The following is a 19365-nucleotide window of genomic DNA, read 5'->3' as shown; positions in this document are numbered from 1 at the left end:
TCCGCCGCTTCGCGGGTCGCTGCCCCCCGAGGGGGCTGACCCCGCCTGGGGGCGGCCCGGCGGCGGGGTCCGTGGCCCCCACGCTCCGCCGCTTCGCGGGTCGCTGCCCCCCAAGGGGGCTGACCCCGCCTGGGGGCGGCCCGGCGGCGGGGTCTGTGGCCCCCACGCTCCGCCGCTTCGCGGGTCGCTGCCCCCCAAGGGGGCTGACCCCGCCTGGGGGCGGCCCGGCGGTGGGGTGGGTGGCCCCCACGCTCCGCCGGTGGCCGCATCGCCTTGTGGGCGCTGGCCTGTCTTGGGAATGTCTGGTGGTGGGATCTGAAGAGCCCCCGCGCCGGCCCGCTGTGTGCGTCGATCAGTCTTGCAGGGCGGCCTGTTTCCAGGCCGCCTGGGCGGCGGTGGCGTCGCCGCGCTCTTCGGCCAGGCGGGCCAGGCCGCGCCAGGTGCGGCGCAGCAGGGTGGCATCGCGCAGGCTGTGGCTGGCCTGTCCCAGCATCTGGGCGGCCTTGCCCCAGAGCTGGCGTTGCAGGCAGGCCTGTCCTGCCAGGTACTGCAGGCAGGCGTTCTGCGGCCATTGCCGCTGCCATTGTTCCAGTTGCGCAAGCCCTTGTGGCTCCATCAAGGCCAGCCCGGGTTCCAGTGCCAGCACCATCTGCCGTTGTTGCCCGGGGTCGAGTGCGTCGAATTGAGGCCACAGCGGTTCTAGCCAGATTCGCACGCGTTGCGCGGTGGGCGCATGTTCGGGCGCCTGGGCATCGGCTTGGACCGGGAGCAACTGATTGGCACGCCGCGCAGCAGCCAGGGCCAGGTCGGGCATGGCACGCTCGCTGGCATCGAGGTCGTTCCATGACGCGTCGAGCTGGGCCAGATCGTGCGCCTCGTTCAAGGCGGTGAGCGCCAAGCCGCGCACGATGCTGCGCGAGGCTTCGGGCGAAAAAGCGCGGTGCTTGGCGAGCAGACGGGCCGTTTCCAGGGCTTCGGCCGTGGCACCGCCCAGGCGCGCCACCCGCAGCTTGAGCCGCAAGGCCTGGATGCGCCGTGCGGCACCTTGCGGCAGTTCCGCCAGACGCGCTCGCGCGGCCTCGGCATCGCGGTCCTCCACGGCCCAGCGCGCGGCGCGCAGCAGGGCGCCTTCGCGGGCATCGGGGGCACTGCGCGACAGCCGTACGTCAAGTGCCGCCTGCAGGTTCTGGTCGCGGCGTTCGCGGTTCTGCAGCGACTGCGCGCTTTCAGCCACCAGCAGATGGGCCAGCAGTTGCATCTGATCGCGGCGCGGCCATTGACCGGCAGGCACCGAGCGCAATTGGTCCAGCGCATGCTGCGCCGCCGACTGGGCACGCACGAAGCGGCCTGCGAGTTGGTGGGACAGCGCATCCAGCACGTGGCCGACGACGACACGTTCCACCTGCTGGCTGCGCCAGCGCCGCGCCTGGGCCGGCAGCTCACGCAGGATGCCGATGGCGCGCAGCGCCGCGTAGAGCAGCACGAAACCCGCTATCAGGCAGAAGATGACGAAATTGAACGAGACATCGAACCGGTAGGGCGACCAGAACAGCGTGAGCGTGGCCTCGTTGTGGCCAACGAGCAGTGCCAAGGCCACGGCCAGCGCTGCCAGGCCCAGCAGCCAGAACACGCTGCGCATGGCGCCGCCGATGCGGGTCGCCATCAACGGCCTCCCGCGGCGGCGCTGAGCGCGGCCAGGGTCTCTTCAGGGCGTGGCATGTCGCTCTGTCCGAGTTCCTTGCGCAACTGGCTCAGGCTGGTCTGGGCCTGCTTGATCGAGGTGGCCGAGGTATCGAAATAGCGCACCAGGGCGGTTTCGACGGCGATGAGGTCGGCCTGCGCAGAGCGCATATGGCGGGCCAACAGCCCCAGGCGGGCATTGAGCAGCTTGAGCTTGAGGTTCTCGCGCAGGAACAGCGCCTGGTCCGGCGCCAGCAACAGGGCCTCGGGCCGGTCAATGCGGCTGACGCGCACGAGTTCGCGACCGCTGCGGGTGACGTCGGCCACGATGCGCTCCCACCACGTGGACCACCAGGCCGTGACACGCGTCCACCCTTGGGCAGGCGGGGCAGCATCCGCTTCGGTGGCCTGCACGTCCCGGGCCACTGGCTGGGTGGCTCCGGGTACTTCCTTGCGGGGCCTCGCAGGGGTCACCGGGTGGCCAGGTCCGACCTGGTTGAGCAGCGGCCAGTCGTCCACCTGGCGGGCGAGTTCGTCCAGTTGGAGGGCGAGGGACGGAATATCGGCCAGAGCCGAGCCACGCAAGCGATCGACATCCCTCGCAATGGCGCGCTGCACTGGGTTCAGGCGTGGCTGCGCGGCCCGCGCGATGCGCTGGTCCGCCGCCTGCAGCGCCGAGATCAGCGGCTGCGCGCTGCCGGTAAGCTGGGCATGTTGCAGTGCAAGCCGCAGCGCGGACTCCAGGTCCTGCACCAGGTTGTCGTCGCGCGAACGCGAGAGGGAGAGCATGAGCTCTTCAAGCTGGCTGCGCTGAAGGCTGACTTCCGAAAGCCGCAGCTCGGCCACGGCCAGCCGGGCCTGCAGTTCCTGTGTCAGGGCCTCTGCTTGCTCGGCCAGCCGACGCGCGTCCGCCGCTTCCGTGGCGGAGTCCTGAGCTCGGCGAGCCAGTTCCTGCTGCGTGACCGAGAGCTTTTGCCAGAGCAGGCCGGCAAACACCAGCGCCGCGACCGCCAGCGCCAGGCCCAGCAGGGCAAGGCCCACCCCGCCACCGCGTGTTCTGGGCGTGGGGTTCGGCGCGGCGGCGGGTTCGGCGGGCCGGACGGCAACGGGATCGTCTTGAGGAGAGGCACTCATGGTCGGTATCCAACCGATTCTAGGCTGCGAAGCACATCTTCCAGGGTCGGCCGTGTGGTGACCACCTGACCGAAGCCGGCTTCGAGCGCCGCCGTGGCGATGCGCGGATGGGTGACCAGCGCGCCCGCGGCGGACCAGCCGCCATCCGGAAACCAGGCTTGCAGGGGAGCGAGGGCCTCGGAGCTGCTGAACAGCCAGACGCTGCCGGCGCCACGGGCCTGCCGGGCGAGTGCCAGATCGGCATCCGTGGGTTGGGGCCAGCGCCGCACATAGGCAGCACAGCCTTCGACGCGCGCCCCAGCGGCCTGGCACTGGCGGATCAGCCAGTCGCGGCCGCGGCCAGGCACACCAGGGGCCGCAGCGCCCTCGGCTGGCGGGCTCGGCGGGCCCGCCGAGCCACCACGCACGATCAACACCTGTCGCCCGGGCCCCACCTGCGCCGACACCTGGGGCCAGAGGTGTTCGGAGTCGAACTGGCTGGCTTCGCTGTCCGGGGCATCGATGCGACCCGTCTCCAGCCCCAGGGCCGCCAGCGCCTGTGCCAATTGCCGCGCGGTTGCAGGCCCAGGTGCCCAGAAACGCGTGGCGTTGCCAGGCGGCGGCGAAGCCACGCCACCGGCGAAAAAGTGGCTCACGGCCGCGCCGCTGACGAACAGGATGGCGTCGGCCTGCGGCCAATGCGCGCGCCAGTGCCGCAGGCCTTCGCGTTCAGACGCCGACCCGGGTTCGGCGATCTCGATCAGCGGCAGCGCCTGCGCAGGCCAGCCGCGAGCGCGCAAGGCCTGAACCCACACAGCGGCTTCCGGCTGAGGCCGTGTCACGACGAGGCGCTCCAGCCGGCGCAGGCCGGCCGGCGTGTCCTGGGTCGCGGTCAAGGCTCAGGCCTCCTGGGCGGGCGGCCGGGCACCCGCCGCTCGCAGGTCGTCGGCCACGCGCCGACCGAGGGTCTCGGCCTCGTCGAGCGTACCCACCGCCGCCTCTCCCGAGGCGCGCACCAGGGGCTGGCGGCCGTCGGGATCCCCCCAGGCGGCCTGCAGACGCAGGCGGCCGTCTTCCCGCCAATCGGCGTAGGCGGCCAGGGGCATGGAGCAACTGCCGCCCATGGCGCGCGACACCGTGCGTTCGGCCGCGACGCGATGCCAGGTGGGCGCATGGGCCAGTGGCGCCAGCGCAGCGCAGAGGTCCGCGCGATCCGCCCGGACCTCGATGCCCAATGCCCCCTGCCCCGCCGCCGGCAACGAATCGGAGGGCTCGAAGATGCGGCGAATCCGGTGCGCCAGACCCAGCCGCTTGAGACCGGCGGCGGCCAGCACGATGGCGTGGTAACGGCCTTCGTCCAGCTTGCGCAGGCGGGTGTCGAGGTTGCCGCGCAACGGCTCGATGCGCACGTCGCGGCGACCCAGCGCATCCAGCGCGTTGCGCAAGAGCACCAGGCGGCGCAGGCTGGACGTTCCGATGACGGCGCCGGCGGGCAGATCGGCCAGCCCCGCGCACTGCGGCGACACCCAGGCGTCGCGCGGGTCTTCGCGTTCCATCACGCAGGCCAGCGCAAATCCGGGCGGAAGCTCCATGGGCACGTCCTTGAGCGAATGCACCGCGATATCGGCCCGCCCTTGTTCCAGTGCAAGCTCCAGTTCTTTGACGAACAGGCCCTTGCCACCCACCTTGGACAGGCTGCGGTCCAGGATCTGGTCGCCCAGGGTGGTCATGCCCAGCAGCGTCACCTGGTGGCCTTGTGCCTCCAGCAAGGCCTTGACGTGCTCGGCCTGCCAGAGCGCCAACCGGCTTTCGCGGGTGGCGATGGTGATGGCCAGGGGGGCTGTGCGAGAGGACATGGGGAAGGAAAAAAACAGCGTGGGCGCAGCATGCGCACTGGTACCCCACTGGTAACTGAAGAAAGACTTTTGGATGCTAGCATGGCCGTTTGCCCACGGCGAAGCAGCCCTCCCTCCCTGGAACGACATGACGACGCGCACTCCCTCCCGCACCGACAAGGACCAGCCGCTGATCGAGGACATCCGGCTGCTCGGCCGCATCCTGGGCGACGTCATCCGCGAACAGGAAGGCAAGGCGGCCTTCGATCTGATTGAGCAGATCCGCCAGCTCTCGGTGGCCTTCCGGCGTCACGCGGACCAGTCCGCAGACAAAGCGCTCAAGAAACTGCTCAAGGGCCTGAGTGGTGACCAGACCGTGAGCGTGATCCGGGCCTTCACCTACTTCAGCCACCTGGCCAATCTTGCCGAGGACCGCCACCACATTCGCCGCCGGGCCGTGCATGAGCGCACCGGCAGCCTGCAGGAAGGCAGCCTGGCGCGTACGCTGCAACGCCTGCGCAAGGCCGGCATCGCATCGGCCAAGGTCGTGGACGTGCTGGCGCAAAGCCACATCTCGCCCGTGCTCACCGCGCACCCCACAGAGGTGCAGCGCAAAAGCATCCTGGACGCGGAGCGCGCCATCGCCCGCCTGCTGGCGGAACGCGACGAGCGGGACATCGGCCTGCGCGAACGCGCCGACAACGAAGCACAGATCCGCGCCCGGGTCACGCAGCTCTGGCAGACACGGCTGCTGCGCTTCACCAAGCTCACGGTGGCCGACGAGATCGAGAACTCGCTGAGCTACTACGAGGCCACCTTTCTCAGCCAGATTCCACGCCTGTACCGGGAACTGGAAGAAGGCCTGGAGCTGAGCGGCGACGAGCCCGCCGGCCTGGCCCCGTTTCTGCGCATGGGCCAGTGGATAGGTGGCGACCGCGATGGCAACCCCAACGTCACCGCGCCAACGCTCGAACTCGCGCTGCGCAGCCAGGCCGAGATGGTGCTGCGGCATCACCTCACGCAACTGCACCATCTGGGCGCCGAGCTGTCGGTATCCGCCATGTTGACCAGCGTGAGCCCGGCGATGCAGGCACTGGCCGAACGCTCACCAGACACCAACGCGCACCGCCAGGACGAACCCTATCGCCGGGCCCTGACCGGCATGTATGCGCGCCTGGCCGCGACGCTGCGGCACCTCACGGGCGGCGAGGCCGCCCGGCATGCGGTGGCGCCACAGGACCCCTACGCCAGCGCCGACGAGTTGCTGGCCGACCTGCGCACCATTGAAGCCTCGCTGCGCGCGAACCACGGCGCCGCGCTGGCGCGCGCGCGGCTGCGCCCGCTGATCCGCTCGGTCCAGGTGTTCGGCTTCCACCTGGCCACCGTGGACCTGCGCCAAAGCTCCGACAAGCATGAGGAAGTGGTCGCGGAGTTGCTGGCCCAGGCACGCATCGAGCCGGCCTACTCGGCCCTCGACGAAGCCGCCAAGCGCGCGCTGCTGCTGCGCCAGCTCAACGATGCGCGGCCCCTGCGCGTGCCCGGCCTCCCGTATTCGGATCACACGCGCAGCGAACTTGCGATCTTCGACACCGCGCGCAGCGGCCGCCAGCGCTTCGGGCCGCAGGCCATCCGCCACGCCATCATCAGCCACACCGAGACGGTGAGCGACCTGCTGGAGGTGCTGCTGCTGCAGAAGGAGACCGGCCTGCTTCGCGGCACGCTGGGCGATGACGCCGTGTGCGACCTGATCGTGGTGCCGCTGTTCGAAACCATCGAAGACCTGCGCAACGCCGCGCCCATCATGCGCGATTACTACGCCCTGCCAGGCATCCGCGCGATGGTGCAGCGCGGTGCAGCCGATGGCTACGGCGAGCAGGACATCATGCTGGGCTACTCGGACAGCAACAAGGACGGCGGCATCTTCACCAGCAACTGGGAGCTGTACCGGGCGGAGATCGCGCTCGTCTCGCTGTTCGATGCGCTCAACCAGGAAAAGAACACCCGGCCGATCGCCATGCGCATGTTCCATGGCCGGGGAGGCACCGTGGGACGCGGCGGCGGGCCCAGCTACCAGGCCATCCTGGCGCAGCCGCCGGGTACGGTGCGTGGCCAGATCCGCCTGACCGAACAGGGCGAAGTGATCGGCTCCAAGTACGCCAACCCCGAGATCGGCCGCCGCAACCTGGAGACACTGGTGGCCGCCACGCTGGAGGCCACCCTGCTGCAACCCACGCGCGACGCCCCGGCCGCCTTCCTGGCCGCGGCCGACGAGCTCTCCCGCGAAAGCATGGCGGCCTACCGCGCGCTGGTCTACGAGACCCCGCGCTTCGCCGAGTATTTTTTCGCCGCGACACCGATTCGGGAGATCGCCGAGCTCAACATCGGTTCGCGCCCGGCCTCTCGCAAGGCCACCCAGAAGATCGAGGACTTGCGCGCGATCCCCTGGGGCTTCAGTTGGGGTCAATGCCGCCTCACGCTGCCGGGCTGGTACGGATTCGGGTCCGCGGTGCACGCCTTCCTGCACCGCGACGGCCCGCGCGGGGTGGCCCCGCGCAAGGCGCAACTGCAAAAGATGGTCAAGCAATGGCCCTTCTTCAGCACCCTGCTCTCCAACATGGACATGGTGCTGGCCAAGAGCGACCTCGCCCTGGCCTCGCTCTATGCCGAACTGGTCGAGGACCGTCGGCTGCGAACCAAGGTGTTCGCCGCCATCGACGCCGAATGGCGCCGCACGGCCGACGCCCTGGCCCTGATCACGGGCGAGAAGCAGCGCCTGGTGAACAACGCCGCGCTCCAGCGCTCCATGCGCCACCGCTTCCCCTACATCGATCCCCTGCATCACCTGCAGGTGGAACTGATACGGCGCTACCGCGCGGGCGAGAATCAGGCCGACCGCGACGAGCGCGTGCGACGGGGCATCCACATTTCCATCAATGGCATCGCCGCGGGTTTGCGCAACACGGGGTGACGCAGGCATCTTCAGCGAGATGCGCCGCTAAAACCTAGAATGGAACCGTGAACACCCTGACCAACGCCGACCTGCATTGCCATTCCGTCATCTCCGACGGCACGCTCGCGCCCGAGGTGCTGGCGCAGCGCGCCAAGGCCAATGGCGTGGAACTCTGGGCCTTGACCGACCACGACGAACTGGGCGGCCAGGACCGTGCCATCGAAGCCGCGCGCCAGATCGGTCTGCCTTACCTGACGGGCACGGAGATCTCGGTCACCTTCGCGGGGGTCACCGTGCACATCGTGGGACTGGGCATGGACCACCAGAACACCGCGCTGCTTGACGGCCTGCGAGCCACCCGCGGCGGACGCGAGGCGCGCGCCCGTGAGATGAGCGACGACCTGGCCCGCGTGGGCATCAAGGGTGTCTACGAAGGCGCGCTGAAGTACGTGGGCAATCCGGAACTGATCTCGCGCTCGCACTTCGCGCGCTACCTCGTCGAAGCCGGCGTCTGCAAGGACGTGAGCGAGGTGTTCCGCAAGTACATCACCGAGGGCAAGCCCGGCTATGTGCCTCACCGCTGGGCCAACCTGCGCGATGCCGTGGGATGGATCACCGGCGCCGGCGGCGTGGCGGTGATCGCCCACCCGGGCCGCTACAAGTTCACCCCGAGCGAAGAATACGCACTGTTCTCCGAGTTCAAGGCGCACGGTGGCCAGGGCGTGGAAGTGATGACCGGCGCCCATGGACAGGCCGACTACGCGAAGTACGCCGGTTTCTGCCAGGAGTTCGGCCTCGCCGCATCGCGCGGCAGTGACTTCCACAGCCCCGAGGAGAGCCACACCGACCTCGGTCAGTTGCCCGACCTCCCCGGCAGTGTCACGCCCGTATGGACGCTGCTGGCCTCGCGCGTCCTGTAACGCAGCCCCGAGACGCGCCTTCTCAGACGACCGCCCGCGCATGGATCTGCAAGCATTGAAACTGCTGGTCCAGGTGGTCGAGGCGGGCGGTGTGGCCAAGGCCGCATCCCTGCTGGGCATGCCTCAATCCCAGGTCAGCCGCCAGATCCTCGAACTCGAACGCAGGTACGGCGGCCAATTGCTCCACCGCACCGGTCGCGGCGTAACGCTCTCGGAGCTGGGCCGGATGGTCTACCCGCAGGTCTTGCAACTGCTCGCCGACGCCGACCGGCTCGAGCTGGCGCTGCGCGATGCCAGCGGCGTAGCCATGGGCGAGGTGGGCATAGGCATCCTCTCGTCTTTCGTCGAACCCATGGCCGTGCCCCTCTACGGCGAATTGCGGCGGGCGCTGCCTCAGGTGCGGCTGAAGATCTTTGACGGCTCCAGCGGTCAACTGGAAGAGTGGCTGGCCACCGGCAAGATCGACATCGGCATGGTGGTTCGCAACCAGGGTGCACGCGGTGCCGACTGGGTATTGCACGACGCCGTGGTGCTGCACCTGATTGGCGCACCGGGAGACCGGCTGCTGCAACGGGCCGACATCGGCGTGCGTGAGATGGCCGGACTGCCGCTCATCCTGCCCGGGCAACCCAGCGGCATCCGGCCGCTGCTCGACGATGCGGCCCGCCAGGCCGGCGTGCAACTGCGCGTCGAGCTGGAGACCGATTGTTTCTGGACCCAGTTGCATCTGGCCATGTCAGGGCGGCTGTACACCATCCTGGGGCCGTATGCCTTTCACAGCGCCATGCAGCAGGGCCGGCTTGGCGCGGCGCGCATCGTGGACCCCATGATCAAGCGATCGATCGGGGTCTCGATGACCAATACCCGCCCTGCCAGCCTGGCCTCGCGCGAGGCATCCCGCGTCCTGCGCCGCTGCATCGAGGACGTCACGCTGCGGACCATCGGCCTCTGACGCCGACGCGTGCCCGCCGCGCCGCTCGGTTCAGGCCTTCAGTTCAATCTGCACGCGCGGCAGTTCGCCGTCGAACTCGCTGCTGGTGATGCCGTAGTCGGGAGACACCGGGCTGATGGAGTCCGCGCCGATGTTGAAACTGTCCTGGTTGATGAAGGTCCTGAGCGTGCGCTGCAAGCGGCCCTGGGCGACCTCGGCGCCGTCCACCTGCAGCACGATGCGGGCACCGGACGCGGGCTTGTGTTCATCCAGCAGCACCTCCACCTTCAGGTGATGCCTGCCCGAGCTCAGCGGCGAGGCGGCAGCCACCTTGCAGTGGTGGGGCGCGATCGCGTTGTAGTAGAAGGTGGGCACGCCCTCCTGCAGGTAGAACGCATAGCCGTTGACGTTGCTGCCGTGGCTGACGATGACACCCTGGCCACCGTGCGGGCCCACCACCACCTCGCACTCGATGGAGAAGGACCGACCCACCGTGTGCGGCGCGGCATCGGAATGCACGCGGCGCACACGCCGTCGGTAGGTGAAAGAGGTGCGCGCCGCCGCGATGCTCGGGCGACCTTCGAAGGCCACCGTGGGCGGGTGGATGGGCAGGATCTTGTTCTCTTCCGCCAGGCGCCAGAACAGCGCCTGCATCTCGGCCAACTTCGCCGGCTCGGCTTGCGCGAGGTCGTGCGCCTGGCTGTAGTCTCGCTGCACGTCGTAGAGCTCCCAGTCTCGCTGGTCGGGCTGCGTGGGCTTGCGGGTGGATAGGCTGTCCCAGGGGTTGTTCGCCGGGGTGGTCGAGGCGAACCAGCCGTCGTGGTACACGCCAAAGTTCTCCAGGCACTCGAACACCTGGGTCTTGCGGCGCGATGGCGCACCGCCATCGGACATGGCGTACATCATGCTCACGCCGTCGATGGGGTCTTGCGGGACCCCATTGATCGACTCCGGCAGCACCGCGCCTGCCGCTTCCAGCACGGTGGGCAGAATGTCAGAGACAAAGTGGAACTGCGAGCGGATGGCGCCGGCTTCCCGGATGCCCTTGGGCCAGGAGACCACCAGTCCGTTGCGCGTGCCCCCGAAATGCGAGGCCACCTGCTTGTAGTACTTGAACGGGCTGTTGATGGCCCAGCCCCAGGCCGCGGGAAAGTGGTTGTAGGCCGCCGGTCCGCCGATCTCGTCCAGGTGCTGAAGCTGCTCCTCCAGCTCCTCGTCAAAGCCATTGGTCCAGGACTGCTCGAACAGCAGGCCGTTGAAGCCGCCCTCGGCACTGCCGCCGTTGTCACCCTGTATGAACATGATGAGGGTGTTGTCGAGCTCACCGCTCTCTTCCAGCGACGCCACCAGACGCCCCACCTGGTGATCCAGGTGATCGAGAGCAGCTGCGTAGGCCTCCATCAACCGCGCAGCCAGGATGCGCTGCCCGTCCGAAAGGGAGTCCCAGGCTGGCAGGTCGTCGGGCCGCGCGGTGAGTTCGGCATCAGAGGGAATCACGCCCATCTTCTTCTGCCGTTCGAACGTCTGTGAACGCACGGCGTCCCAGCCCTGGTCGAAGCGGCCACGGTACTTCTGCAACCATTTCGGCGGCGCGTGGTGCGGCGTATGCGCCGTGCCCGTGGCGTAGTAGACGAAGAAGGGCTTCTCCGGCGACAGGGTGCGCTGCTGCGCCATCCAGTCGGCCGCGCGCTCAGCCATGAGCTCGTCAAAATGGCGCGGCGGGTCCTCGTGCGGCGGTTCGATGTAGCTGGTGTTTTCCACCAGGTTGGGCGCCCACATGTTGGTGTCGTAACCCAGGAAGCCATAGAAGTAGTCGAAACCCAGGCCGGTCGGCCAGCGGTCAAAAGGCCCCAGCGGGCTCATTTCCCACTCCGGCGTGATGTGGCCCTTGCCAAACATGGCGGTGGTGTAGCCGGCCTGGCGCAGGATGTCCGCGACCGTGCCCGCCGACTTCGGAATCACGCTGGTGTAGCCGTCGTAGTACGTGGGCCGGTTGGTGATGCGCCCCATGCTCACGCGGTGGGGGTTGCGCCCCGTCAGCAGCGCGCCGCGCGTGGGCGAGCACATGGCCGTGGTGTGAAACTGGGTGAACCGCAGGCCACGTTCGGCCAGTCGGTCCAGGTGAGGTGTGTCTATCGGACCGCCAAAGGTGCTGCAGGCACCGTAGCCCACATCGTCGGTCAGGAAGACGATCACATTGGGGGCGCCCTCGCGGGCCTTTTTGCGTTGGGGCCAGGCTGGCCGCTGTGTACTGCTCACAAAAGGTTCCTTTTCCGTGTCTGGATCGCGGGTCATCACTCGGGTTTGAGCCCCAGCTCCTTGATCAGGGACGACCAACGCTCGGACTCTCGCTCCAGGTGCGTACCGAAGGCCGCCGCGGTGTCATACAGGGATACCCCGCCAAACGACTGCATGCGCGACTTGACCTCGGGCATCTGCATGACCTGGCCGATTTCGGCATTGAGGCGTTCGACGATCGCCGCCGGTGTGCCGGCGGGTGCGAGCACGCCGAGCCAGGCCGAGGCATAGGTACCGGCCATGCGGGTCTCGTCGATCGCGGGCACGTTGGGGATCTCTGGCACACGCTCCTTGTGCATGACCACCAGTCCGCGCAGGCGGCCTCCCTTGACGAGCGCGGTGGCGCTTCCGGTCTCGTTGAAGGCGAACTCCGTCTCGCCCGCCAGCACGGCGTTGAGCGCGGGGCTGGACCCCCGGTACGGCACGGAAGTGAACTCCAGCTTGTAGCGGCGCTTGAACATCTCTGCCGCCAGGCCGGGCACGGTAGATGGGCCAGGGCTGGCGTTGTTGTACTTGCCTGGCTGGGCCTGGATGTCCGCCGCAAGCATTTCCACCGACTGGTAGCGCGACTCCGGCTTGACCAGCAGCACGACGGGATAGGACACCAGGCCCGCCACCGGCGCGAAACTCTTGACCGGGTCATAGGCAACCTGCGGGTACATGGCCTTGGACCCCGCGTGCGAAGCGGCCGTCAGCAGCAGGGTGAGACCGTCCGGCGCCGCGCGAGCGACATAGGTGGCCGCCACCGTCCCTCCGGCACCGGTGCGGTTTTCCACGATCACCGGCTGCCCCAGACGCGGAGCGAGGTGCTGGGCCAGCAAGCGAGCCATCACGTCCGCCGAACCACCCGCGGCGAACGGGACCACGATCTGGACGGACCTGGAGGGAAAAGTCTGCGCGTGCAAGGGCAGCGCACCAGCGGCGAGCAAGGCGGCCAGCGCCAGGCGTCGGTTGAGAGCGTTCATGGGTTGTCTCCTAGAGGTTCAAGCACGGTCCGGAATGTCGGTTGGCGGCAAACGCCAGGCCCTTGGCCGGTTCGCGGGCAGTGTAGGTCTCGGGTGGGCCCGGGGTGCCCCATGAATATCGATATCAGCTATCCAGCCGGAGGCTCGCCGGGCCGACAATAGATCCATGTCTCAGTACTTCGAAGTCCATCCCGACAACCCCCAGCCGCGCCTGCTGCGCCAGGCCGTGCAACTGCTCGAGCGCGGCGGCGTGCTGGCCGTGCCCACCGACTCGAGCTATGCCTTGGTCTGCCATCTGGACGACAAGGCCGCCGCCGACCGGCTGCGACGCATCCGCCAGGTGGACGACAAGCACCACCTCACCCTGCTCTGCCGCGACCTGAGCGAACTGGCCAGCTATGCCAAGGTGGACAACCGGCAGTACCGCCTGCTCAAGCTCGCCACGCCCGGGCCGTACACCTTCATCCTGGAAGCCAGCAAGGAGGTGCCTCGGCGCGTGAGCCACCCCTCGCGCAAGACCATCGGCCTGCGGGTCCCTGACCACCGCACGCTGCGGGACCTGCTGGATCTGCACGATGCGCCACTGCTGGCCACCACGCTGATCCTGCCGGGCGAGGCGGCACCGCTGAACGATGCCCAGGACATCCGCGAGCGGCTGGAGCACGATCTGGCCGGGGTGATCGATGCGGGCGCCTGCGCACTCGACCCCACCACGGTGGTCGATCTCACGCCCATGGGCACGGGCGGCGAGCCCGAGGTGCTGCGCAGCGGCCAGGGAGCGCTGGCGCCATTGGGCCTCTGAAGGGCTCCGAGCCCCTAGCACCGGCCCGCGCACGCCCTCTGTGACAATACGCGTTTGCCTGTTGCCCCCCCACCTGCCATGGATTTCGCCCAGATCATCCAGACCGTTGCCATCTACGCCCTTCCGGTGCTGTTCGCCATCACCCTGCACGAGGCGGCGCACGGCTACGCCGCGAAGCATTTTGGTGACAACACCGCAGAAATGCTGGGGCGCATCACGCTCAACCCGGCCAAGCACATCGACCCGCTGGGCACGATCGCCATGCCGCTGCTGCTGTACTTCGCCACGGCGGGCAGTTTCCTGTTCGGTTACGCCAAGCCCGTGCCGGTCAACTTCGGCCGCCTGCGCAACCCCAAGCGCGACATGATCTGGGTGGCCCTGGCCGGCCCGGGCGCCAACCTGGTACAGGCCATCGGCTGGACCGTGGTGTTCTACGTGCTGCTGGCCACCGGGGTACAGGAGCCCTTTTTCCTCAAGATGTGCCAGGCCGGCCTGCTGGTCAACCTGGTGATGTTCGCCTTCAACCTCTTTCCCCTGCCCCCGCTGGACGGCGGCCGCATCCTGGTAGGGCTGCTGCCGTGGAAGCAGGCCGAACTGGTGTCACGCATCGAACCCTGGGGGTTTTTCATCGTCATGGCGCTGGTCATCACCGGTGTGGTGGGCAACCTCTGGCTGCGTCCGCTCATGGCACTCACGGGCAGCGCCATCGAAGCCCTGCTCACCCCCCTTCGCATGCTGCTGCTCTGACCACCGACCCCATGAAAACCCAACGCGTCCTCACCGGCATCACCACTTCAGGCACCCCCCACCTGGGCAACTATGTGGGCGCCATCCGTCCCACCGTGCGCGCCAGCCGCCTGGCCGAGGTGGAGAGCTTCTACTTCCTCGCCGACTACCACGCCCTCATCAAAGTGGGTGAGCCCGCGCGCGTGCAGCGGTCCACGCTGGAGATCGCGGCCACCTGGCTCGCCTGTGGCCTGGATCCCGAACGCGTGACGTTCTACCGCCAGTCCGACATCCCCGAGATCCCCGAGCTCACCTGGCTGCTGACCTGCGTCACCGGCAAGGGCCTGCTCAACCGGGCCCATGCCTACAAGGCCTCGGTGGACAAGAACACCGCCACCGGCGAAGAGCCCGACGCCGGCGTGACCGCCGGCCTGTTCATGTACCCGGTGCTCATGGCCGCTGACATCCTGATGTTCAACGCCCACCAGGTCCCGGTGGGCCGTGACCAGATCCAGCACATCGAGATGGCGCGCGACATCGCCGCCAGCTTCAACCACCTCTATGGCGAGCACTTCACGCTGCCTGAGGCCGCCATCGAGGAGCACGTGGCCACCCTGCCCGGCCTGGACGGCCGCAAGATGAGCAAGAGCTACGACAACACCATCCCGCTGTTCGCGCCGCGCGAGCAATTGCGCAAGCTCATCATGGGCATCGTGACCGACTCGCGCGCGCCTGGAGAGCCCAAGTCCACCGAAGGTTCGGCGCTGTTCCAGCTCTACCAGGCCTTCGCCACGCCCGAGGAAACCATGGCGCTCGCCAAAGCCTATGCCGATGGCATAGCCTGGGGCGATGCCAAGCTGCGGGTCTTCGAGCGCCTGGACCAGGAAATCGCCCCCATGCGGCAGGTGTACGACGAACTGATCCAGGACCCCGCCCGGATCGAGCAGATCCTGTTGGCGGGCGCCCGCAAGGCCCGCGCCATCGCCACCCCCTTCACCGCCCGGCTGCGCGAGGCGGTCGGACTGCGCCGCCTGGACAGTGCCCAGGCTGTCGTGCGGCAGACCAAATCGAGCAAGGCCTCGGCCCCGGCATTCAAGCAATACCGGGAATCCGATGGCCTTTTCTATTTCAAGCTGCTCGATGCCGCCGGGCAATTGCTGCTGCAAAGCAAAGGATTCGCGTCACCCCGTGAAGCCGGCCAGGCGATTGCCCGCCTGCAGCAACTCGGCAGCGGCGCATTGGAGACCCTTCAGCCCCAATTGGAGCCTGCGGCCGATTCCGGAGCGTTGGCCCAGGCCCTGGCCCATTTTCAGTCTGTGGAGGGCTGACTGGCAGGGAGGCACCACCGCAGAAAAGATATTCGTGGAAAATCCTCCCCGATATGTTCCTGAGTCATGTACATTCGTCCCTTAGCCGCTCATCCGGCTGGCTTTGGGTCATGGGTCAGATTAGTGATCCAAAAGCCATACAAAAGTAAAAAGAATGGCAGCATCCCGGCTGTGTTGGCTTTCGCTAGGCAAGACGGGCCGGGATACGCTGCTGGATTGAAGCGAAACCAATTATTACTACGCGCTTGACATGAGTATTTTCGTCATCGACGACCATCCGCTGATGCGCGAGGCCGTCGTCATGCTGCTTCGTCGTCTGCGAGCGTCCACCCAGGTGGTGGAGCTCGAGCGTCTGGCTGCGGTGAGCAAAGCCATCGCCGAACATGGCGAACCCGAACTGGTCTGTCTGGATCTCAAGCTGCCTGATACCAACGGCGTTTCCGGCGTGCGCGAAGTCCGCCAGATGTTGCCCGACACCTCACTCATCGTGTTGTCGGCGTCCCCTTCCTCCGACTATGAAGACCTGGCGCGCGAAGCCGGCGCCGACGCCTACGTGGAGAAATCCGCCGGCGCGGCCCAGATTGCCAAAGTGCTGCGCGAGTTCCTCGCCGACGAGGGCGATGACGAGAACGCACCGACCATCCCGGAGAAGCTGTCGAAACGGCAGAAGCAATTGCTCGTCATGCTCGACCGCGGCCTGAGCAACCGCGATATCGCAGAACAACTCCAGATCAGCGAGCACACCGTCAAGGTGCACCTGTGGCGCCTGTTCCGCCGCCTCAACGTGAAGAGCCGCTCGCAGGCCAGCCACCTGGCCCGCACGGCCGGGCTGCTGGACCTCTGACTGGCGCGCCCCTCGGCTCTCTTCAGGTGGCGCCCGCAGCCTGCGCGGGTGCGTCCTCCTTGGGCGGCTGCTGCGTGAACGCAGGCAACATCACCCGGAACACGCTGCCCCGGTTGGCCACGGAATTGAGCGCCAGCCGGTAGCCCATCAGCGAGGACAGCTTGGACACGATGGTCAGGCCCAGGCCCAGGCTGTCCTCCGTGCCCTGATGCTGCGACACGCGAAAGAACTCCTGGAAGATGGCCTGCTGGTGCTCGCGCGCAATGCCCACGCCACTGTCCCAGACCTCGAACACCAGCATGCCTTCACGGCGGCGCAACCCCAACAGAACACCGCCCTTGTGGGTGTGGCGCAGGGCGTTGGACAGCAGGTTACCCAGGATGCGCCGCAGCACGACCGGATCCGACCAGATCGTGCACGGCTGCGCGTACGTGCGCAGGCGCAGCGACTTGCCTTGGGCCACCGGTTCGAACTGCAGGGACAGATCGGCAAACAGCTTGCGCACATCCACATGCTGCAGGCGCACCTTGTAGTTGCCGGCGTCGATGCGCGTCAGGTCGAACAGCGAATCGAACAGCTCATTGATGGCACGGGTGGACTGCAGGATGCGCGGTGCGATGTCGCGCGCCATCTCGGGCTCGGTGGCCAGCCAGTCCGCATACAGACTCAGGGCATGCACCGGCTGGCGCAGGTCGTGGGCGGCCGACGCCAGAAAGCGGTTCTTGGTGGCCACCGCACGCAGCGAGGCGCGGGTTTGCAGCGTCAGGGAATCGATGAGCTCCTGGTTGGAGAATTGCAGCTCGAAACTGGAACGGTGCACCTCGTGCAGACGCCGCCCGGCAATGACCATCAGGCCCCAGAAAACCAGCAGCAAAGCCAGCAGCACCAGGCCGGTCTGCAGCGCATCGGGCTTGTGCAGCAACTGCACGGTGTGCCATGCCAGGCCCGCCGCCACGGACAACACCAGCATGCACGCATAAAGACGAAACACCGGTAGGTAGGCGCTGAAGGAAATCAGGGTCAGCAAGGCGTGGCCCAGCACCACCAGGCCGCAGATGAACTGGGTCACCAGCGGTGCTTCCTGGTAGCTCAGCAACACGGGCCCGCCCCACAGCAGCGCCGAGACGGTCCAGGTCCAGCGGTAGCGTTCGACAAAGGTTTCGCGCTGCGGGCCGTCCTGGCTGTCGTAGCGCACACGGTAGACCCCCATCAGGCGGTACCGGTAGACCAGCATCGCGGCCATCAGCACCGCCCAGACGGCCAACGCCCAGGTAGGGACCTGCCCCGCCATGAGGTAGACCAGCAACGGCACCGACAGCGCCGTCGCCATCAGCGAAGGCCCCACGTGGTCCATGAGAACACCAATAAGACGGGAATTCACCCACTGGTCGCGGACCTCGGGCGAAGCAGGCACGTGCTGGTAAGTGGCGGGCTGGGTATCGACAAGCATGGGAGTGGCGCAGCATCCGGAAGTGGGCGCATTGTCTCACCGCACGCGACAGCTTGCGCGAGCAGGCAGAGGCACTTCGGCCTGCTGCTAGAATGGCGGGCTTCGACGCGGAGAGATGGCAGAGTGGTCGAATGCGCGGGACTCGAAATCCCGTATACGGTTTTCCGTATCGAGGGTTCGAATCCCTCTCTCTCCGCCAGCGAGTCTGAGGCCCCTGCAGTGCAGGGGCTTTTTTGTTGGCGGCACGCCCGGCGCGGCGCGGGATTTCAGCCAGTTGCGATGTGCTTCTGGCTCTCAGAGATACCGCCAGCAGCTCTCTCAGCCCTGCTTGCAGGCAGACATCTCTCTGATTTGTAGTTTCGCCGATACACATACGGCGTAGGCGCACTGGATCGCTGATCTCAGCGCAGGTGTCATAGTGCCTCGCCCAAGGCGTGCTTCTCGAGCGGCAGATGTGCAGCGGGTGCGGTCCTCCGCTTTGCAGAATTCGACGCTCGCAAACGGTCGTCCAACGTAAAGGTGGCCGGCATGTATAGAGCTTTACCCGCGCCCGATGCCAGCTCTATCTCATGCTGCGGCTACTAGGTGGGGCATACGCGCTGCGGACTGCCCAAGTTGGCGCAAGAACGCCGTTCCGGCTGATAGAGCCAACACTGCCAACTCCTCGCTCGGCGAAACAGGGGCATGGGATCTTTGTCCATGTCTGTAGTCGTGCATTGCCTCTACCCAATACCCAAGGCTGGTGAACATGTTCGCAAGTACCTCGCGCTCCGTTGCGTCGTCCGGAGCTGTGTCCACGCAAGCCTCCTTGAGCTTCTGCACACATAGCCGTAGCTGGGCAGCTCGGCGATGTGCTCGCGCAGCTCGATCAGCAATTGCCCATCGCTTGCCGGAGTGCGTCTCTTGCGGCCATCGCTCCAGGACGCGGGTCGATGTTTGAGAGCGTGAACGTGCGAGCGCGCCAGCCCCAGTGCTTCGCAGACGGCTTTCATTGGCCATCGTCCTTGGGCAGCAAGGGCGAGCGCGCAATCCACTTTTTTTCGGCGGCGTACTCCACAGCCTCTTTGAGGATCTCGTTCTCCAGGGTCTTCTTGCCCAGCACGCGTTGCAGCTTGGCGATCTCGGCGCGCGCAGCGGCCAACTCGGAGGCGGGCACCACAGCCTCACCGGCAGAGACCGCCGTGAGGGCGCCTTGGCGCTCCAGCTTGCGCCACTGGAACAGCAGGCTGGCGGCCACACCGCTTTGACGGGCCACAAGGGAAACCGTCATTCCCGGCTCGTAGGTGCGTCGCACCAGTTCGGCCTTCTCTGCGACGGACCAGCGCCTGCGGCGCTGGTCCGTCGTCACCACTTCGATCGTCTCTGTATGCCTGGTCGTACTCACAGTCCTGCTCCTATCCAGAAGATAAGCGATGGACCGTGTCCGGTTATTCAGGGGGCTGGCTCAAACAGACGTTGCATTTCAGCAAACGGCTTGGCATAGTCTTCGGTCGACAAGCAACGGCAGGGCGGGCTGTGCATGA

Annotated in this window: 14 protein-coding genes, 1 tRNA gene and 1 pseudogene; 8 read left to right on the top strand and 8 right to left on the bottom strand. The window is 67.3% G+C overall.

Annotated elements, in window-relative coordinates; genetic code table 11:
• Positions 1–352 precede the first annotated feature (352 nt).
• Genes KIT53_RS11990 through hemC form a run of 4 tightly spaced genes read right to left on the bottom strand, consistent with a single transcriptional unit; the run spans position 353 to position 4649 of the window.
• The gene (locus KIT53_RS11990) at positions 353–1663 is read right to left on the bottom strand and encodes a heme biosynthesis HemY N-terminal domain-containing protein (protein ID WP_366521915.1); all 1311 of its coding nucleotides are present in this window, start codon (positions 1661–1663) and stop codon (positions 353–355) included.
• A complete protein-coding gene (locus tag KIT53_RS11985; protein ID WP_297752653.1) occupies positions 1663–2814 on the bottom strand; it encodes a uroporphyrinogen-III C-methyltransferase in 1152 nt (383 codons plus the stop codon). Before KIT53_RS11985 ends, KIT53_RS11990 begins: the two co-directional genes overlap by 1 nt.
• On the bottom strand, positions 2811–3689 hold the full coding sequence (locus KIT53_RS11980) for a uroporphyrinogen-III synthase (protein ID WP_297752651.1): 879 nt from the start codon (positions 3687–3689) through the stop codon (positions 2811–2813). Before KIT53_RS11980 ends, KIT53_RS11985 begins: the two co-directional genes overlap by 4 nt.
• 3 nt (positions 3690–3692) lie before the next feature.
• Positions 3693–4649: a hydroxymethylbilane synthase gene (hemC, locus tag KIT53_RS11975; RefSeq protein ID WP_297752648.1), complete on the bottom strand. Its 957-nt coding sequence runs from the start codon at positions 4647–4649 to the stop codon at positions 3693–3695.
• A gap of 127 nt (positions 4650–4776) precedes the next feature.
• Between hemC and ppc the strand changes: the two genes are divergently transcribed.
• The 3 genes from ppc to KIT53_RS11960 are packed head-to-tail and all read left to right on the top strand — an operon-like array spanning position 4777 to position 9450.
• Entirely contained in the window at positions 4777–7596 is a 2820-nt protein-coding gene (gene ppc, locus KIT53_RS11970; protein WP_297752641.1) for a phosphoenolpyruvate carboxylase, read from the top strand.
• Between the two features lie 47 nt (positions 7597–7643).
• A complete protein-coding gene (locus KIT53_RS11965) occupies positions 7644–8498 on the top strand; it encodes a 3',5'-nucleoside bisphosphate phosphatase (RefSeq protein WP_297752638.1) in 855 nt (284 codons plus the stop codon).
• A gap of 40 nt (positions 8499–8538) precedes the next feature.
• Positions 8539–9450, top strand: a complete 912-nt coding sequence (locus tag KIT53_RS11960) for a LysR family transcriptional regulator (RefSeq protein ID WP_297752635.1) — start codon at positions 8539–8541, stop codon at positions 9448–9450.
• A 30-nt stretch (positions 9451–9480) separates the two neighbouring features.
• Here the strand turns inward: KIT53_RS11960 and KIT53_RS11955 are convergent, their stop codons facing one another.
• Positions 9481–11688: an arylsulfatase gene (locus KIT53_RS11955; RefSeq protein ID WP_297752632.1), complete on the bottom strand. Its 2208-nt coding sequence runs from the start codon at positions 11686–11688 to the stop codon at positions 9481–9483.
• Between the two features lie 35 nt (positions 11689–11723).
• On the bottom strand, positions 11724–12692 hold the full coding sequence (locus KIT53_RS11950) for a tripartite tricarboxylate transporter substrate binding protein (protein WP_297752629.1): 969 nt from the start codon (positions 12690–12692) through the stop codon (positions 11724–11726).
• 166 nt (positions 12693–12858) lie between these two features.
• Here KIT53_RS11950 and KIT53_RS11945 point away from each other — a divergent pair, with 166 nt between their 5' ends.
• The 4 genes from KIT53_RS11945 (at position 12859) to KIT53_RS11930 (ending at position 16392) form a co-directional block, all read left to right on the top strand.
• Entirely contained in the window at positions 12859–13494 is a 636-nt protein-coding gene (locus tag KIT53_RS11945; protein WP_297752626.1) for an L-threonylcarbamoyladenylate synthase, read from the top strand.
• Between the two features lie 78 nt (positions 13495–13572).
• Positions 13573–14241 carry a site-2 protease family protein gene (locus tag KIT53_RS11940; RefSeq protein ID WP_297752623.1) on the top strand — a complete coding sequence of 223 codons (669 nt, stop codon included), beginning with the start codon at positions 13573–13575 and terminating at the stop codon, positions 14239–14241.
• An 11-nt stretch (positions 14242–14252) separates the two neighbouring features.
• Positions 14253–15548: a tryptophan--tRNA ligase gene (locus KIT53_RS11935; protein ID WP_297752619.1), complete on the top strand. Its 1296-nt coding sequence runs from the start codon at positions 14253–14255 to the stop codon at positions 15546–15548.
• Positions 15549–15798: 250 nt separating this feature from the next.
• Entirely contained in the window at positions 15799–16392 is a 594-nt protein-coding gene (locus tag KIT53_RS11930) for a response regulator transcription factor (protein WP_297752616.1), read from the top strand.
• Between the two features lie 22 nt (positions 16393–16414).
• Here KIT53_RS11930 and KIT53_RS11925 read toward each other — a convergent pair whose 3' ends face one another.
• On the bottom strand, positions 16415–17842 hold the full coding sequence (locus tag KIT53_RS11925; RefSeq protein ID WP_297752613.1) for a HAMP domain-containing sensor histidine kinase: 1428 nt from the start codon (positions 17840–17842) through the stop codon (positions 16415–16417).
• A 109-nt stretch (positions 17843–17951) separates the two neighbouring features.
• On the opposite strand from KIT53_RS11925, the gene KIT53_RS11920 reads away from it, so the two are divergent.
• A tRNA-Ser gene (locus tag KIT53_RS11920) sits at positions 17952–18041 on the top strand.
• A 625-nt stretch (positions 18042–18666) separates the two neighbouring features.
• On the opposite strand, the pseudogene KIT53_RS11915 reads toward KIT53_RS11920, so the two are convergent.
• A pseudogene (locus KIT53_RS11915) lies at positions 18667–19226 on the bottom strand (transposase); the annotation flags it as partial.
• Positions 19227–19365: the final 139 nt, after the last annotated feature.

It is taken from the genome of Hydrogenophaga sp. (assembly GCF_026125785.1).
Taxonomy (GTDB): domain Bacteria; phylum Pseudomonadota; class Gammaproteobacteria; order Burkholderiales; family Burkholderiaceae_C; genus Hydrogenophaga.
The sequence above is the reverse complement of the archived record's forward strand: the minus strand, read 5'-3'. Positions and strand labels throughout refer to the sequence as shown.

Excerpts from the sequence above, each read along its gene's own strand:
- KIT53_RS11990 (WP_366521915.1), bottom strand. The coding sequence starts at position 1,663 with ATGGCGACCCGCATCGGCGGCGCCATGCGCAGCGTGTTCTGGCTGCTG.
- KIT53_RS11985 (WP_297752653.1), bottom strand. The coding sequence starts at position 2,814 with ATGAGTGCCTCTCCTCAAGACGATCCCGTTGCCGTCCGGCCCGCCGAA.
- hemC (WP_297752648.1), bottom strand. The coding sequence starts at position 4,649 with ATGTCCTCTCGCACAGCCCCCCTGGCCATCACCATCGCCACCCGCGAA.
- ppc (WP_297752641.1), top strand. The coding sequence starts at position 4,777 with ATGACGACGCGCACTCCCTCCCGCACCGACAAGGACCAGCCGCTGATC.
- KIT53_RS11960 (WP_297752635.1), top strand. The coding sequence starts at position 8,539 with ATGGATCTGCAAGCATTGAAACTGCTGGTCCAGGTGGTCGAGGCGGGC.
- KIT53_RS11950 (WP_297752629.1), bottom strand. The coding sequence starts at position 12,692 with ATGAACGCTCTCAACCGACGCCTGGCGCTGGCCGCCTTGCTCGCCGCT.
- KIT53_RS11945 (WP_297752626.1), top strand. The coding sequence starts at position 12,859 with ATGTCTCAGTACTTCGAAGTCCATCCCGACAACCCCCAGCCGCGCCTG.
- KIT53_RS11940 (WP_297752623.1), top strand. The coding sequence starts at position 13,573 with ATGGATTTCGCCCAGATCATCCAGACCGTTGCCATCTACGCCCTTCCG.
- KIT53_RS11935 (WP_297752619.1), top strand. The coding sequence starts at position 14,253 with ATGAAAACCCAACGCGTCCTCACCGGCATCACCACTTCAGGCACCCCC.
- KIT53_RS11930 (WP_297752616.1), top strand. The coding sequence starts at position 15,799 with ATGAGTATTTTCGTCATCGACGACCATCCGCTGATGCGCGAGGCCGTC.
- KIT53_RS11925 (WP_297752613.1), bottom strand. The coding sequence starts at position 17,842 with ATGCTTGTCGATACCCAGCCCGCCACTTACCAGCACGTGCCTGCTTCG.